Annotated in this window: 13 protein-coding genes; 6 read left to right on the top strand and 7 right to left on the bottom strand. The window is 66.8% G+C overall.

What is annotated here, in order from left to right:
• Positions 1 to 8: 8 nt before the first annotated feature.
• Complete coding sequence (locus CLU86_RS16135) at positions 9 to 758, top strand: 5'-methylthioadenosine/adenosylhomocysteine nucleosidase (protein WP_099742312.1); 750 nt, start codon at positions 9 to 11, stop codon at positions 756 to 758.
• Between the two features lie 188 nt (positions 759 to 946).
• Here CLU86_RS16135 and corA read toward each other — a convergent pair whose 3' ends face one another.
• The 5 genes from corA to CLU86_RS16110 form a co-directional block, all read right to left on the bottom strand.
• Entirely contained in the window at positions 947 to 1936 is a 990-nt protein-coding gene (gene corA / locus CLU86_RS16130) for a magnesium/cobalt transporter CorA (RefSeq protein WP_099656999.1), read from the bottom strand.
• Positions 1937 to 2201: 265 nt separating this feature from the next.
• Entirely contained in the window at positions 2202 to 3032 is an 831-nt protein-coding gene (locus tag CLU86_RS16125) for a uracil-DNA glycosylase family protein (protein ID WP_199175136.1), read from the bottom strand.
• A gap of 199 nt (positions 3033 to 3231) precedes the next feature.
• A complete protein-coding gene (rimI, locus tag CLU86_RS16120; RefSeq protein ID WP_099742311.1) occupies positions 3232 to 3735 on the bottom strand; it encodes a ribosomal protein S18-alanine N-acetyltransferase in 504 nt (167 codons plus the stop codon).
• A complete protein-coding gene (gene tsaB / locus CLU86_RS16115) occupies positions 3732 to 4481 on the bottom strand; it encodes a tRNA (adenosine(37)-N6)-threonylcarbamoyltransferase complex dimerization subunit type 1 TsaB (RefSeq protein ID WP_099742310.1) in 750 nt (249 codons plus the stop codon). The genes rimI and tsaB overlap by 4 nt, the downstream gene beginning before the upstream one ends.
• 161 nt (positions 4482 to 4642) lie before the next feature.
• A complete protein-coding gene (locus CLU86_RS16110) occupies positions 4643 to 6421 on the bottom strand; it encodes a methyl-accepting chemotaxis protein (protein ID WP_099742309.1) in 1779 nt (592 codons plus the stop codon).
• Between the two features lie 205 nt (positions 6422 to 6626).
• On the opposite strand from CLU86_RS16110, the gene dacB reads away from it, so the two are divergent.
• From dacB to CLU86_RS16085, 5 genes are all read left to right on the top strand, one after another.
• Positions 6627 to 8087, top strand: coding sequence for a D-alanyl-D-alanine carboxypeptidase/D-alanyl-D-alanine-endopeptidase (gene dacB, locus CLU86_RS16105; protein ID WP_099742308.1), 1461 nt, complete (start codon positions 6627 to 6629; stop codon positions 8085 to 8087).
• Positions 8088 to 8194: 107 nt separating this feature from the next.
• A complete protein-coding gene (locus CLU86_RS16100) occupies positions 8195 to 8464 on the top strand; it encodes a SemiSWEET transporter (protein WP_099656993.1) in 270 nt (89 codons plus the stop codon).
• A 152-nt stretch (positions 8465 to 8616) separates the two neighbouring features.
• The gene (locus CLU86_RS16095; protein ID WP_099742307.1) at positions 8617 to 9915 is read left to right on the top strand and encodes a lipase family protein; all 1299 of its coding nucleotides are present in this window, start codon (positions 8617 to 8619) and stop codon (positions 9913 to 9915) included.
• A 148-nt stretch (positions 9916 to 10063) separates the two neighbouring features.
• Positions 10064 to 11206 (top strand): SGNH/GDSL hydrolase family protein, encoded by a 1143-nt coding sequence (locus CLU86_RS16090; protein WP_099742306.1) that lies wholly within the window; start codon positions 10064 to 10066, stop codon positions 11204 to 11206.
• A 31-nt stretch (positions 11207 to 11237) separates the two neighbouring features.
• A complete protein-coding gene (locus CLU86_RS16085; RefSeq protein WP_099743624.1) occupies positions 11238 to 11921 on the top strand; it encodes an OmpW family protein in 684 nt (227 codons plus the stop codon).
• 90 nt (positions 11922 to 12011) lie between these two features.
• On the opposite strand, the gene CLU86_RS16080 is transcribed toward CLU86_RS16085, so the two are convergent.
• Positions 12012 to 12965, bottom strand: coding sequence for an SGNH/GDSL hydrolase family protein (locus CLU86_RS16080; RefSeq protein WP_099742305.1), 954 nt, complete (start codon positions 12963 to 12965; stop codon positions 12012 to 12014).
• A 215-nt stretch (positions 12966 to 13180) separates the two neighbouring features.
• Positions 13181 to 14197, bottom strand: a complete 1017-nt coding sequence (locus CLU86_RS16075; protein WP_099742304.1) for an L-threonylcarbamoyladenylate synthase — start codon at positions 14195 to 14197, stop codon at positions 13181 to 13183.

The following is a 14197-nucleotide window of genomic DNA, read 5'->3' as shown; positions in this document are numbered from 1 at the left end:
TTTCCTTTATGACCACCGCCATCCTCAGCGCCCTGCCCGAAGAACAAAGCTCCCTGCTGCAGCACCTGGCGCAGCCCCAGCGCATCGTGCATGCCGGGCGGGCCTTTTGGCGGGGCGACTGGCAGGGGCGCTCCGTGGTGCTGGCGCTGTCGGGCATTGGCAAGGTGGCCGCGGCCACCACGGCCACCGCACTGGCCGAGCGGTTTGGCGTGGCGCGCATCGTGTTCACCGGCGTGGCCGGGGGCGTGGGCGACGGCGTGCAAGTGGGCGACGTGGTGGTGGCGCAAGACTATGTGCAGCACGACATGGACGCCTCGCCCATCTTTCCGCGCTGGGAGCTGCCCGGCTACGCCCGCACCCGCCTGGGTTGTGATGCAGCACTGACTGCTATGCTTTTGGAAGCTGTTAGCGCTTATGTAGAAAGCGCTGGAGGTCGATTTGATTCCAAATTGATCACGGGCCAGCCAAGGGTGCACCACGGGCTGGTGGCCAGCGGCGACCGCTTTGTGAGCGCCGCCGCCGAGGCCCAGGGCCTGCGCACTGCGCTGCGCGACGCTGGCCACGATGTGCTGGCCGTGGAAATGGAAGGCGCCGCCGTCGCCCAGGTCTGCCACGACTACGGCCTGCCCTTTGCCGCCATGCGCACCATCTCCGACCGCGCCGACGACACCGCGCACGTGGACTTCCCGGCGTTTGTGAACACCGTGGCAACACGCTACGCCGAACACATCATGCTGGGTTTTCTGCAAAAGCTATGAAATTCATAGCTGCTAGCGCTTGTTCAGTAAGCGCTAGCGGTCAGTTTGATGGATATTTTGGCACTGCCAAAGAAAGCCAGGCGTAGAAACTGGCGCGCACCCATACCAGCGCCACCGTGGATCTGGCTTCGCCAGTCCACCGGAGGCGTCCCCCCTCGGGGGGGGAGGCGCGCAGCGCCACAGGGGGGCTACTTCAACCAGCCGCGCTTGCGGAAGTACCACATCGGGCCGAGCGCGCTGGTCACCATCAGTGCCAGCACGTAGGGGTAGGCTGCCGCGCCCAGCAGTTCCAGTTCAGGGAACTTGAGGTTCATGCCATACACGCTGGCGATCAGCGTGGGCGGCAGTAGCGCCACGCTGGCCACCGAGAAGATCTTGATGATCTTGTTCTGGTTGATGTTGATGAAACCGACCGTGGCGTCCATCAAGAAGTTGATCTTGTCGAACAGGAACGCGGTGTGGTTGTCCAGCGACTCGATGTCGCGCAGGATCTGGCGCGCTTCCTCGAACTGCTCGGCGTTGAGCATCTTGGAGCGCATCATGAAGCTCACGGCGCGGCGCGTGTCCATCACATTGCGGCGGATGCGGCCGTTCAAGTCTTCCTGGCGGGCGATGGCGCCCAGCACCTCACCGGCCAGGGCATCGGTCACATCGCCGGCCAGCACCTGCTTGCTGACGGTTTCCAGCTCGTCGTAGATGTTCTCGAGCGTGTCGGCCGAGTATTCGGCGTCGGCGTCGAACAGCTTGAGCAGCACTTCCTTGGCGTCTTCGATGAGGCCGGGCGCGCGGCGTGCGCGCATGCGCAGCAGGCGGAACACGGGCACGTCTTCGTCGTGGATGGAGAACAGCACGCCTCGGCTCTTGAGGTTGGCGTTGTGCTGGTTCAGGATGAAGGCCACGCGCACCGAGCGGGGGTCCTCGTCGTCGTCGATCAAGAAGTCGCTGCGGATGTGCAGCTCGCCGTTGTCTTCTTCGTAGAAGCGGGCGGATTCTTCGATGTCTTCGTCCATCGCATCCTCGGGGATGGACAGACCGTAGTGCTGTTTGATCCAGCGTTTTTCTTCGAGCGTGGGGGCTTCCAGATCCACCCAGATCGGCTGGAACTTGGTCAGCTCTTCCAGCGATTCAATTTCTTCCTGAAACAGCCGGCCGTTGGCGAGCGTGAAGATGTTGAGCATAGGCTCACTCCCTTGTCATATGGCATCTGCGGTGTGGGGGGATAGGGTTGCTTTCAACCCCACGTGGCGTGCCAGGGAGCTGAAAGCTACCAACTCGGGTAGGTTTCCAAGGAGCTGTCTCCGTTTGTTGATTGAGCCCGCGATTATGGCACCCGACGGCCGCGCGCGCCCATGGCATGCGGCGGCCTGGCCGCAAAAAAAAGCGAGGGGTGGACGGGGCTCCACGTGCCTGTGGGCGCCCCCTCGCGAGACCGTTTACCGGTGCTTAACCCTTGCGCACCAGCGCCAGCGCGCGGCACAGGTCAGCCCAGGTGGCGGCCTTGGCGTCTTGCGAGCGCAGCAAGAAGGCCGGGTCGTAGGTGACCACGGCCGGGCGCCCGCCCACGGTGTGGGGCACGGCACGCAGACGCCCCAGGGGCTCGGTGCGGCCCAGGGCCGCACGTGCGGCCACGTGGCCCAGCACCAGCACCATGGCGGGTTGCAGCGTGTGCACTGCTTGCTCCAGCGCTTGCGCCACATCGGTGGGGGCATCGTCTTCGGCCGCCCGTGCGCCCGGGGTGGGGCGGGCCAGGGCGGCCAGAAACACCCGGGGGTGGCGGTGCAACTGCATGGCGCGCAGCATGTTGTCCAGCAGCTTGCCGGTGTCACCGCCCAGGGGCTCGGTGGCCGATACGCCTTCGGTCACGATCAGCCAGCTGGCGCCCAGGGTGCTGGGGGTCTGCGCTGGGTCGGCCGTGGGGTACAGCGGCTGCGGGGCATGCAGGCGCAGGGCCGGGGCTGCGGTGGCGGGTGCGCCCAGGCCCGCGGCTGCGGCGGGTGCAGCGGCAGGGGCGGACCTTGCGGGCGCGGCACTGGGGGCCATGGGAGCGCGGGCCGCTGGGGTGGCTGTGGCCTCCGGCCGCTGGGCCGGAGGGTGCTGCGCAGGCGGGAGTGCGGTGGCCGATGGGGGTTGTGCGGGCGGCTGGGCCGTGCTGGCCGCAGCGGTGGGGGGCAGGGTGGCCACCGGCACAGGCGTGGCTGCCTCTGCGCGGGCCCACACGGTCACCCCCATCTCTTGCAGCATGGCGCGCTGGCGCGCATCGAGGTTCAGGCTCATACAGGTAGGCTCACAACAAGGGGCTCAGAGGCTGAGAGTTTTTTGCCAGTGTCCGAAAGGTGCGACAAAACACCGCTGATCGAGGCGCAAAGCACAGCCATAGCGCGGGCTATGGCGCGCATTTGCAACGACGAGCAGCGGTGTTTTGGCGTGCAAGGCGGGCATAGGCATAAGACTCTCAGCCTCTCAGTGCGATCATTCACAGCGGCAGACTCATCACGACGGCATCTTCACGCTGCCCTTGGGCGGCGGGGTAGTAGCGCTTGCGTTCGCCCACGCGCCGAAAGCCGTGGGTTTCATAGACATGCTGGGCGCGCAGGTTGCTGGCGCGCACCTCCAGCCACAGCCATTGGGCCTGGCGCCCGCGCGCCCACAGGGCCAGGGCGTCCAGCAGCACCCGGGCCCAGCCCTGGCGCTGGTAGGTGGGGGCCACGGTGATATTGAGCAGGTGCACCTCTTCCACCCCCAGCATGGCCACAAAGTAGCCCAGCAGGTGTTCGCCCGCCATCAGCAACTGGCATTCGTAGCCCGAGGCCATGGCGTCGGTGAAGTTGCCACGCGACCAGGGGTGCGAGTAGGCGCTGAACTCCACGTCCAGCAGGGTGTCCAGGTGCGCCAGCGTGAGCTTTTCAAAGCGCACTTCCACAGGCGCCGGGGGGGGCTCGGCGGCAGGGTGGGCCAGGGAGGCGGGCACGGCGCTCATGGGGCAGGCAGGCTGGGTTGGGTGCTGGCGGCCAGGCTGGCCTGGGCGCGCATCGCCTCGCGCTCGGCCGTGGTGTTGGCCACCTTGTCGCGGATGTAGCGCGGCAGGGCTTCGCTGGCAGGCACGGCGCCGCCAGCGGCCAACAGGGCGGGGGCCAGGCGCAGCAAGGCGGTGGCCGTGGGCAGGGCCAGCACATGGCGGGCCTGGGGCAGCAGGCGCTCGCCGTACGGGGTGTGGGCGTTGCCCGCTACGGCCCAGGTGGCCAGATCGGCATCGGGCAGGGCCAAGGCCTCAGGGGCGCAGAGGCCAAAGTCGGCGTCGGCCTGCCAGCGCTGGGTGGCGTCGCTCCAGGTGCAGCGGGCGCTGTAGACCTCGTTCATGCGCGCATCCAGCACCGCCAGCACCTGGGTGCAGCTATGCTGGTGGCGGGCTTCCTCGGCCACGGCTAGCAGAGTGTCGACCGGCAGCACCGGCACGCCCTGGCCGTGGCGTGCCCCAAAGGCCAGGCCCTGGGCCACGGCGCAGGCGGTGCGCAGCCCGGTGAATGAGCCCGGCCCCCGGCCAAACACGATCAGCTCCAGGGTGTCAAAGCTGAGCCCGGCCTCGGCCAGCAGCCGCTGAATGGCCGGAATCAGCGCGGCAGAGGCTTGCGGCCCCCCGGGCGCGGTGTGCTGCCACACCGCATCGCCGCGCTGGACGGCGATGGAGAGGGTGTCGGTGCTGGAGTCAAAGGCGAGCAGGTTCATGGGCCGGGGCGGTCAGGGCGGGTGCGTGGCGCACCGCAAAAAGGGCAGAAGGCGGTGGATTGTCCCCCATTGCCCTCAGCCCCCTGGTGTGCCTGCAAAACACCCGACAGGATACCTGCGGCGGCAGAGGGCCGCCGCCCGCCCTCTAACTCAGCCTGGGATCAGAAGGATTCCCACTCGTCGTCGTTGCCAGGCTGCGGCGCGCGGCTGGCGGGCTTGGCGGCGGGTTTGGGTGCTGCGGCCAGGGCGGGCGCTTTGGCTGCCTGGGGTTGCGTCACTTTGGGGGCGGGTGCCTTGCTGGGGGCTTTGGTGCTGGTAGCGGGGCGTGCCGGGGTGGGCAGGCTGCGCGCTGCAGGGGCGCTGCTGTGCGCCATGGGGGTGTGGCTCTGGTCTGCCGTGAGCTTGAACACGGCCACCACCTGCACCAGGTCGTGGGCTTGGTTGCGCAGGCTGCTGGCGGCGGCGGCCATTTCTTCGACCAGGGCGGCGTTTTGCTGGGTGGCCTGGTCCATCGACGTGACGGCCTCGCCCACCTGTGCCACGCCTGCGCTTTGCTCGTTGCTGGCCGCGCTGATCTCGCCCATGATGTCGGTCACGCGGCGGATGCTGCTGACCACTTCGTTCATGGTGGCGCCCGCCTTGTCGACCAGCGAGGTGCCTTGCTCCACGCGCTCCACGCTGGCGTTGATGAGGCTCTTGATCTCCTTGGCGGCCTCGGCGCTGCGACTGGCCAGGCTGCGCACTTCAGAGGCCACCACGGCAAACCCGCGGCCCTGCTCACCGGCGCGGGCGGCTTCCACGGCCGCGTTCAGCGCCAGGATGTTGGTCTGGAAGGCGATGGAGTCGATCACGCTGATGATGTCGCTGATCTTGCGGCTGGCGTCGTTGATGCCCTTCATGGTCTCGACCACCTCACCCACCACCGCGCCGCCTTGAACGGCCACGTTCGAGGCTGTGAGCGCCAGCTGGTTGGCCTGGCGGGCGTTGTCGGCGTTGTTGCGCACGGCAGAGTTCAGCTCTTCCATGCTGGCGGCGGTTTCTTCCAGCGCGCTGGCCTGGTGCTCGGTGCGGGCGCTCAGGTCGTTGTTGCCTTGGGCGATTTCGGCGCTGGCGTTGGAGACCGACTCCGAGCCCCGGCGCACGTTGTTGACCACGTTGGCCAGGTTGTTCTGCATGAGCGCCAGGGACGACATCAGCTCGCCCACTTCGTCCTTGCCATGCTCTGGCACCTTGGCCGTGAGGTCGCCTTCGGCCACGCGCTTGGCCAGGTCAGACGCCTGGGCCAGCGGCACGGTGACCGAGCGGGCCAGCAGCCACGAAAACAGCGCGCCCAGCGCCACGCTCAACACCCCCAGGGCCACCAGCAGGCGGCGGCTGGTGGTGCGGTTGTCTTGAATGGCCTGGCCCAGCTTGTCCACCTGCTCGCGCTGGTTGCGCAGCAGCTCGTCCATCTTGGCGGCGTATTTGTTGGCGTCGGGCATGAACTGCTTTTCCAGCAGCGCATTGGCTTCGTCCACCTTGCCTTCTTTTTTGAGGGCAAAGATGGTGTCCCGGTTCTTCAGGTAAATCGTGCGCAGCTCGCCAATTTCCTGGAACAGCTTCTTTTCAGAGTCCAGAAACATCAGCGCCTCGACGGCCTTTTGCAGCTCGCCCGAGCTTTTGGACGATGCCTTGCTGTCCTCGGCAAAAAAGTCGGCCAACGCCGGGTCACTGCTGCGCGCGACGGCGGCGGTGCGCGTGATGCCGGTGCGAAGGTTGCGCGACCAGTCACTGACCAGACGCTCGGTCTTCACCGGGTTTTGCACCATTTCTTCGGTCGCGTCGGCCAGGGCGTTAAGGCGCGAGATGCTCAGCGTGATCACGCCCATGGACAGCAGAAGGACCAGGGCAAAGCCCAGCGCCAGGCGCTTGGCAACAGAAAGGTTGGAGAGCTGTTTCATCGAAGCACCCTGTGGTATTGGTTGGTTTTGCGGGGAATGGCTGGCATTTGCAGTGCCTGGCGAGTGGCTGAGGGGCCGTCCCACCGGTGCGCTGCGGTGCCTGCGCTGTCTCAGGGCGCGGGGCCATGTGTTGCTTAGTGTAAATATTTGGCGGCCCGCGTGGGGGCTCAATGTGAACTTCTAGACTCGGAGCATGAGCCAACGAATGACAGACAAAGCCCCCTGGCGCCGCACCGTGCGGCAGGGGTTGGTGTGCGGTGCCCTGGCCTGCGGGGCTGCTTGGGGCGTGGGGGCACAGGCCCAGGCGGTGGGGGCAGCGCTTGGGGGGCTGCCGCCTGAGATCGAGGCGGCGCTGGCCCGCAGCAAGCTGCCGCGCGACGCCATCAGCGTGCTGGTGGCCGATGCTCAAGGCGGTGCGCGCACCGCACCGCGTCTGTCTTACCGGGCGCAGGTGCCGGTCAACCCGGCGTCGGTGATGAAGCTGGTCACCACTTACGCGGCGCTGGACCAGCTGGGCCCCGCCTACACCTGGAGCACGCCGGTGTTTGTGGAGGGCCCGGTGCAGGGCGGCAGCCTCAAGGGCAACGTCTACATCCAGGGCCAGGGCGACCCCAAGCTGGTGGTGGAGCGCCTGTGGCTGCTGATGCGGCGCCTGCAGACGCAGGGCATCCAGGTCATCGTGGGCGACATCGTGCTGGACCGCTCGGCCTTTGACGTGCCCGAGCAAGACCCCGGCCGCTTCGATGGCGAGCCCTTGCGGCCCTACAACGCGTCGCCCGATGCACTGCTGCTGAACTACAAGTCCAGCGTCATGACCTTTGTGCCCGATGGGCCCGCCGGGGTGGCCCGCATCCAGTACGACCCGCCGCTGGCCGGGGTGCAGCGGCCCGCCACGGTGGCATTGGCCGCAGCCGGGGCCGAGTGCGGCGACTGGCGCGGCGCGCTGCGGGCCGAGCTGGGCGACCCGCTCAAGGTGAGCTTTCAGGGCGCCTACCCCGCGTCGTGCGGCGAGCGTGTGTGGCCCGTGGCCTACCCGGCGCCGCGTGACTTTGCCGCCCGTGCGGTGGAGGGCATGTGGCGCGAGCTGGGCGGCAAGCTCACCGGCACCGTGCGCGACGGCAAGGTGCCCGCCGGGCTCAAGCCCGCGTTTGTCAGCACCTCGCCCGCGCTGGCCGAGGTGGTGCGTGACGTGAACAAGTACAGCAACAACGTGATGGCGCAGCATGTCTTTCTGGCCCTGGCCCGCCAGAAGGGCGGCGTGGCCACCATGGACGGCGCCCGCGAGGCCCTGCGCCAGTGGTGGCAAGCCCGCTTTGCCGATGTGGACGCCCCCGTGCCCGACAACGGCGCGGGCCTGAGCCGCGAGGCCCGCGTGACGGCCCTGGGGTTGGGGCGCATGCTGCAGTCCGCCTGGGCATCGCCCGTCATGCCCGAGCTGGTGGCGTCGCTGCCCATTGCCGGGGTCGATGGCACCCTGCGCCGCAGCCAAAGCCGGGGCGCCGCCCACCTCAAGACCGGCAGCCTGCGCGACGTGATGGCTGTGGCGGGCTACGTGCACGCCCAAAGCGGCAAACGCTATGTGCTGGTGGCCATCGTCAACCACCCCAACGCCAATGCCGCCCGGCCTGTGCTGGACGCCATCACAGACTGGGCGGCTCGGGATTGATGTGCTATTAAATTAATAGCTATTAGCGCTTTATCTGATTGCGCTAGAGGCCAATTTGGTTCAAAGTGGTTGGCGCTGCCCCTTGTTGCTCTACGCCACTTCCTCCCATGCCTTTGTCTGACCTGATTGGCTACCTTGCCGCCACGCTGACCACCTGCAGCTTTCTGCCCCAGGCCCTGCACACGTTTCGCACACGCGATGTGAGCGGCATCTCGCTGGGCATGTACAGCGTGTTCACCTCGGGCGTGGCGCTGTGGCTGGCCTACGGCGTGGTGCTGCAGGCCTGGCCCATCGTCATCGCCAATGCCATCACCCTGGTGCTGGCCAGTGCCATCCTGGGGATGAAGCTGCGCTTTGGCGATCGCCCGGCGGGCTGAGCCCGCGGCACAGGCAGGCCGTGCGTGGCCTTGTCGCCTAGGTGTCACCTGGGGCCCGGGTGCCTCGTTATCCCCTATGGATGCTGCAGCGCAGGTGCGCGCACCATGCGCGGTCTGCGTGACCCATCCACCATCCATGAGAGGGAATGTCCATGACTCCATTGCGCCTTACCTGTGTGGCCGCTGCGGCGGCCTTGCTTGCTGCTTGCGGCGGCTCTGACGATTCTGTGCGGGGCGAGCTCATCGACCCGCCCACGGTGCTCACCACGCTCACGGTGGCGCAGATCGATGCTGCCACGGCCGCCAGTGGCCTGCAGGCCCTGAGCGGCAAGGCCAAGTGCGATGTGAAGGTGGTGGCACTGAACTACCGCACCCCGGGCGTGAAGGATGGCGAGATGAGCAACGCCTCGGGGGCCATGCTGGTGCCTGCGGGGGCTTGCGCTGCCGCTGCGCCACTGGTGGTCAACGCGCGGGGCACCGAGGTGCTGAAAACCCGCACCCTGGCCAACCCGCAAGACCCCGAAACCTTTTTGCTGGTCGCCATGTATGCCGCCCAAGGCTATGCCGTGGTGGCCACCGACTACCTGGGCTATGCCAAGTCCACCTACGGCTTTCACCCCTATCTGCACGCAGACTCGCAGGCCACCACCATCATCGACTCGGCACGCGCTGCCCGCAACGCAGCCGACACCGTGGGCGCCAAGCTCTCGGGCAAGGTCATGTTCACCGGGTACTCGCAGGGGGGGCATGCCTCCATGGCCGCCCACCGGGCGGCCGAGCGCGACCACGCGGGCGAGTTCAACGTGGTGGCGGGCGCCCACCTGGCCGGGCCGTACAACCTGTCGGGTTCTTTGCAGCTCACCGAGGCGATCGCCGGGTATCAGTTCTTTGTGCCCATGATCGTGACCTCCTGGCAAAAGATCTACGGCAATATTTATGGCAGCCCGTCCGAAGCCTTCAAGGCCCCCTACGCCAGCTACATCGAAAACCTGCTGCCCAACCCCACGTTGACCACCACCACCCTGGTCACGTCGGGCAACCTGCCCGGCGGCACACCGAATCAGGCCCGTGACGCGCTCTTCCAGCCCGCGTTCTTGACCGGGGCACAGCAAGGCGGCAACAACCCGTTGTACCAAGCGGGCAAAAAGAACGACCTGCTCGGCTGGACGCCCAAAGCCCGTGTGCTGTTGTGCGGCGGTGCGGGCGACCCCACCGTGCCGCCTGCCGTGCACCAGGCGGTGATGAAGGCCGACTTTGACAAACGCGGTGTGACCAATGTGACCTCGGTGGATGTGGATGCGGCCATCCAGACCACTTACGGCCCCGGCGGCAAGGCGCCTACCGATGCCACCTCGGCGGCTTTTGCCACGTACTACGGCAATTACCACGGCAAATACGAGCCCCCGCTGTGCCATGCGCAGGCGCGCGGCGTGTTTGATGCTGTGAAGTAGCCCGCTCAGGCCTGCGTTAGCAGGCCCCCACGTTGCGACCCTGGCCTTACCGGTGTTTTCCCGGTGAGGCCTTTTTTTATTCCTGCGTAGAATCGTCTGAAAATAGAACGGTCGTTCTATTTTTTTGTTTATAGCAGGACAGATACCAATGAATTTCCAGCGCAAGGCATTGTGGGTTTCACTGGCGGCGGCAGCGCTGCTGGCAGGGTGTGGCGGGGGCGGGGCAGACACGACCCCTGTGGCCCCCATCCGGGGCATCAAAGTGGTGGGTGACAGCCTGGCCGACAGCGGCACGTTTGGCTACAAGTTCACCGTGCAGGGCACTGCGCCCACCGGCACCGGCGCCACGGCCCTGTGGGTGGACCGTGTGGCCGCCAGCTACAGCCAGACGCTGTGCGCACGCTACGCATCGACCGACGGCGTCAGCTTTGCCACCAAGGCGGGCTGCACCAACTACGCAGTGGGCGGCGGGCGCATCAACAACGTCAACGCACCCACATCGCCGGTGTCGATCACCCAGCAGATCAAGGACGCGGGCGCTGCGGGCTACGTCGCTTCCGACCTGCTGCTGGTGGATGGCGGCTCCAACGATGCGGCTGATTTGATTGGTGCCTACCTGCGTGCCGGCACCGACGGCGGGGCCAGCTACAAGGCGCTGCTGGGCACGGTGCTGGACGCCGCTACCGTCAATGCCGCGCTGGCAGGGGGCTCGTCTGGCCTGGCGCAGGCCGGTGGTGCGTACATGAAGGCCTTGGCCGCGCAGTTTGCCGCCACGCTCAAGGCCAACGCCCTGGACAAGGGCGCCGCGCGCATCGCCGTGCTGAACGTGCCTGACATCCTCAAGACCCCGCGCTTTAAGCTCGTGGTGGCTTCGATTGCCGCCGCCCAGGGCACAGCGGCCAGCGTGCAGGCCACGGCGGTGTTTGACGCCTGGATCCAGGCCTTCAACACCCAGCTGAGCGCCAGCTTTGCGGGCGACAGCCGTGTGGCCATTGTCAACTTCAACGAATCTTCCAAAGACCAGGCAGACCACCCAGCCCAGTACCAGCTGAGCAACACCACCACGCCTGCCTGCCCAGCGACTGGCCGTGGCAGCGACGGTTTGCCCACCTACAGCTTCCCCACCTGCACGGCCGCCGCACTGTCGGCTGCGCCGCCGGTGGGTGTGACGGGTGGGGCTGACTGGTGGAAGTTCTACGGCTTCTCGGACAGCTTTCACCCCTCGCCCTACGTGCACCAGCTGATGGGGCAATTGGTCTCGCGCTCGTTGTCCCAGGCAGGCTGGCTCTGAGATGGCCGCAGCACCATACCAAGGAAGCTTCATGCAGCATTTCTCCAAGACCGTCCTGACGGCCTCTCTGACCCTTGCCGCCCTGCTGGCAGGCACCAGTGCCAGCGCCCAGGTGGCGGGCACTTTCAGCGCCCGCGCTGGGGTCACCCACATTGCGCCCCAGGTCACCAGTGGCAACCTGTCGACCCCCAGCTTTCCAGGCACCACGGTGGACGTGGGCTCGGCCAGCGCCCTGACCGGCGGGCTGAACTACATGGTCACCGACCACTGGGCGGTGGACCTGCCCGTGGGCCTGCCGTTCAAGCACAACTTCTACGGCGATGGCGCCATTGCAGGCACGGGCAAGCTGGGCGAGACCAAGGTCGTGCCTGCCACGCTGTTTGCCCAGTACCGCTTTGGCGAGGCCAATGCGCAGTTCCGCCCCTACCTGGGCCTGGGGGTGACCTACAGCCGGTTCTTCAAGAACCGCTCTACCGCCGCGCTGACGGCCGTGACCGGCGGCAACCCCGCCAATCCCACCACCGCCTCCATCGACAACAAATGGGGCCTGACACCCCAGGTGGGCTTTGTCTGGAACTTCAATGAGCGCTGGTTTGTGGACGCGGCGTACTACAAGAGCTTCCTGAAGACCACCACGCACCTGTCCTCGGGCCAGTCGATCCATATCAAGCTCAACCCCAACGTGTTGGCGGTGGGCATTGGTTACCGGTTCTGAGGCCGCAGCACGCTGCGCTAAATACTGCGCCGAGCAGGCATAAAAAAACCGACCCTTGGGTCGGTTTTTTTGTGGTGCCCAGAGGGCTGATTACCAGCGAGCGCGCAGGCGGTCGTAGGCGTAGGTGCCGAATTGGCGGTGCGCCGAGGGGGTGAGGTACACCGTGTCAGCGAACGCGTAGGTGTCCTGGCCGACGCCCGACAGCAGGGTCGAGGTGGTGCACAGCGACGAGTTCACCTTGCCGGTGCCAATGCCGATGCCGTTCGTGGAGTCCACCGAGTTGCACACCGCTGCCGTAGCGTTGCTGAAACCGTAGCTCGACGGGCTGCTGGTGTACAGGTTCACGTAGTAGGCCAGGTCCACGTACAGCACGTTAGAGCCCAGGTCCACAATGCCGACGAGCAGGCCCTCGTTGAAGGCGCTGCTGGCCTGGTTCAGCACCGTGGTGCGGCCAATTTCGGTCGCCCAGGGGGTCTTGCTCAGGTCGTAAGTGCCCGCCACCATCACGTACTTGCCTCCGGCATTGACCAAGCGACGCACTTGTGCGGCGAGGTCTGTGCCTGCCTGGCGCGAGGCGGTGACCATCTGCTCGGTAGTCATGGTGCCTGCGTTCACAGCGGCCATGTTGGCGATCACGTCGCTGATGCCGCCGTTGACCATCACCAGGTCGTCATTGGTGAAGGTGTTGCTGGCCAAAAAGCTGTCGATCTGCTCTTTCACCGTCAGCGTGCTGCTGTTGCCTGCGGCGTCGGGCTTGGCTGTAACGCGGGCGTTGCCCGCGGCGTAGCTCTTGCCACCAGCCGACGAAGCGGTGAGGCCCTTGCTGTAGCCAGCGGCCACTTGCAGCGTCCAGTTGTTCACGGTGCCGTCATTGACGGTGTAGCGTGTGCCTTTTTGGCCCACATCGCTCATGCCGTCGCCGAAGGCAACCATCCGCTGGGGCGAGATGGCCGATTCGGTGGTGCTGGAACCGCAAGCCGCGAGCAACGCGGCCGACGCACATGCGGCGACCATGAAGGTGCGGCGCATCCAATTTGCTGCCATGTATTTCTCCAGAAAAGTGGGGGGTAGTTTAACGATGCCGAGTCAACGCATGTAAAGCGACTTTGGGAACCATACTTGCAATATGCATGTTTCGGATCCGTGAGCTCTGCCACTGGCACTGTCGAGGCCAGTGGCCGCCGCGCAAGGGCCGCCCCGCCGCGCTGGCGGCGTCCCCCTTGGGGGAAGTCGCGAAGCGGCTCAGGGGGGCTTCAAGCCTATGCTGCCGCGGCACGCTGCAGCCGGTCGCGCACGCCTTCCCAGTCGGGGGTGGCGGGCGGGGTTTCAATCCAGATCAGCTTGACACCCTGGTCGTCAAAGGCGCGCAGCGCCGCAAACAGCTGCTGGGCCGTGGCGCTGGCGTCGTCGGGCATACGGCGCATGACCAGCTTGGAGGACTGGGTGCGCAGCGCAGCGCGCGCGTACACCGCAATGTGGGCCGCATCAGCGCCCAGCAGGTCCAGCCCGGTTTGCAGCGCCTTGGCGTCCATCAGCCGCACCTTGGCAGCTGGGGCGTAATGCGCCTCCAGCGTGCCTGAGGCGCGCGGGGTGTGGCTGGGCAGGTCTTCTTTGGACAGCGGCGCCACACCGCAGGCCTGCTGGATCTGCTCGCGTGTGATGGCGCCGGGGCGCAGCAGCACGGGCACGCCCCGGGTGCAATCGACGATGGTGCTTTCAATCCCCACCTGGCAAGGGCCGCCGTCGAGCACCAGCAGCGCCTCGCCCAGCTCGTCCTGCACATGCTGGGCCGTGGTGGGGCTCACGCGGCCAAAGCGGTTGGCACTGGGCGCGGCCACACCCCACACGGGGGCATCACCGGGCACGGCGGCATCGCTTGGCGCGGCGCAGGCCACCAGCAGCGCATGCGCTACAGGGTGGGCCGGGCAGCGCAGGCCCACGCTGTCCTGCCCGCCGGTGGCGGCCGTAGCCACGCCGGGCAGGCGCGGCAGGATGAGGGTGAGCGGGCCGGGCCAGAACGCATCGACCAGCTTTTGCGCAAATGCAGGCACGTCGCTGGCAAAGTGGGCAATGCCTGCGGCGTCGGCCACGTGCACGATCAGCGGGTGGTCGCTGGGGCGGCCCTTGGCCGCAAAAATCTGTGCCACGGCCGTGTCGCTGCTGGCATCGGCGGCCAGGCCGTACACGGTTTCGGTGGGCAGGCCGAGCAGGGCGCCGCTGCGCACCGCCCGCGCGGCGGCGGCGATGGAAGCAGGCTGGGTGCCGTCAAGAATCAT

This window comes from Acidovorax sp. 62 (assembly GCF_002754495.1).
Classification (GTDB): Bacteria; Pseudomonadota; Gammaproteobacteria; order Burkholderiales; family Burkholderiaceae_C; genus Acidovorax.
Note: the sequence above shows the minus strand (reverse complement) of the source record. Positions and strands in the feature narration are given on the sequence as shown.

Excerpts from the sequence above, each read along its gene's own strand:
- CLU86_RS16135 (WP_099742312.1), top strand. The coding sequence starts at position 9 with ATGACCACCGCCATCCTCAGCGCCCTGCCCGAAGAACAAAGCTCCCTG.
- corA (WP_099656999.1), bottom strand. The coding sequence starts at position 1,936 with ATGCTCAACATCTTCACGCTCGCCAACGGCCGGCTGTTTCAGGAAGAA.
- CLU86_RS16125 (WP_199175136.1), bottom strand. The coding sequence starts at position 3,032 with ATGAGCCTGAACCTCGATGCGCGCCAGCGCGCCATGCTGCAAGAGATG.
- rimI (WP_099742311.1), bottom strand. The coding sequence starts at position 3,735 with ATGAGCGCCGTGCCCGCCTCCCTGGCCCACCCTGCCGCCGAGCCCCCC.
- tsaB (WP_099742310.1), bottom strand. The coding sequence starts at position 4,481 with ATGAACCTGCTCGCCTTTGACTCCAGCACCGACACCCTCTCCATCGCC.
- CLU86_RS16110 (WP_099742309.1), bottom strand. The coding sequence starts at position 6,421 with ATGAAACAGCTCTCCAACCTTTCTGTTGCCAAGCGCCTGGCGCTGGGC.
- dacB (WP_099742308.1), top strand. The coding sequence starts at position 6,627 with ATGACAGACAAAGCCCCCTGGCGCCGCACCGTGCGGCAGGGGTTGGTG.
- CLU86_RS16100 (WP_099656993.1), top strand. The coding sequence starts at position 8,195 with ATGCCTTTGTCTGACCTGATTGGCTACCTTGCCGCCACGCTGACCACC.
- CLU86_RS16095 (WP_099742307.1), top strand. The coding sequence starts at position 8,617 with ATGACTCCATTGCGCCTTACCTGTGTGGCCGCTGCGGCGGCCTTGCTT.
- CLU86_RS16090 (WP_099742306.1), top strand. The coding sequence starts at position 10,064 with ATGAATTTCCAGCGCAAGGCATTGTGGGTTTCACTGGCGGCGGCAGCG.
- CLU86_RS16085 (WP_099743624.1), top strand. The coding sequence starts at position 11,238 with ATGCAGCATTTCTCCAAGACCGTCCTGACGGCCTCTCTGACCCTTGCC.
- CLU86_RS16080 (WP_099742305.1), bottom strand. The coding sequence starts at position 12,965 with ATGGCAGCAAATTGGATGCGCCGCACCTTCATGGTCGCCGCATGTGCG.
- CLU86_RS16075 (WP_099742304.1), bottom strand. The coding sequence starts at position 14,197 with ATGATTCTTGACGGCACCCAGCCTGCTTCCATCGCCGCCGCCGCGCGG.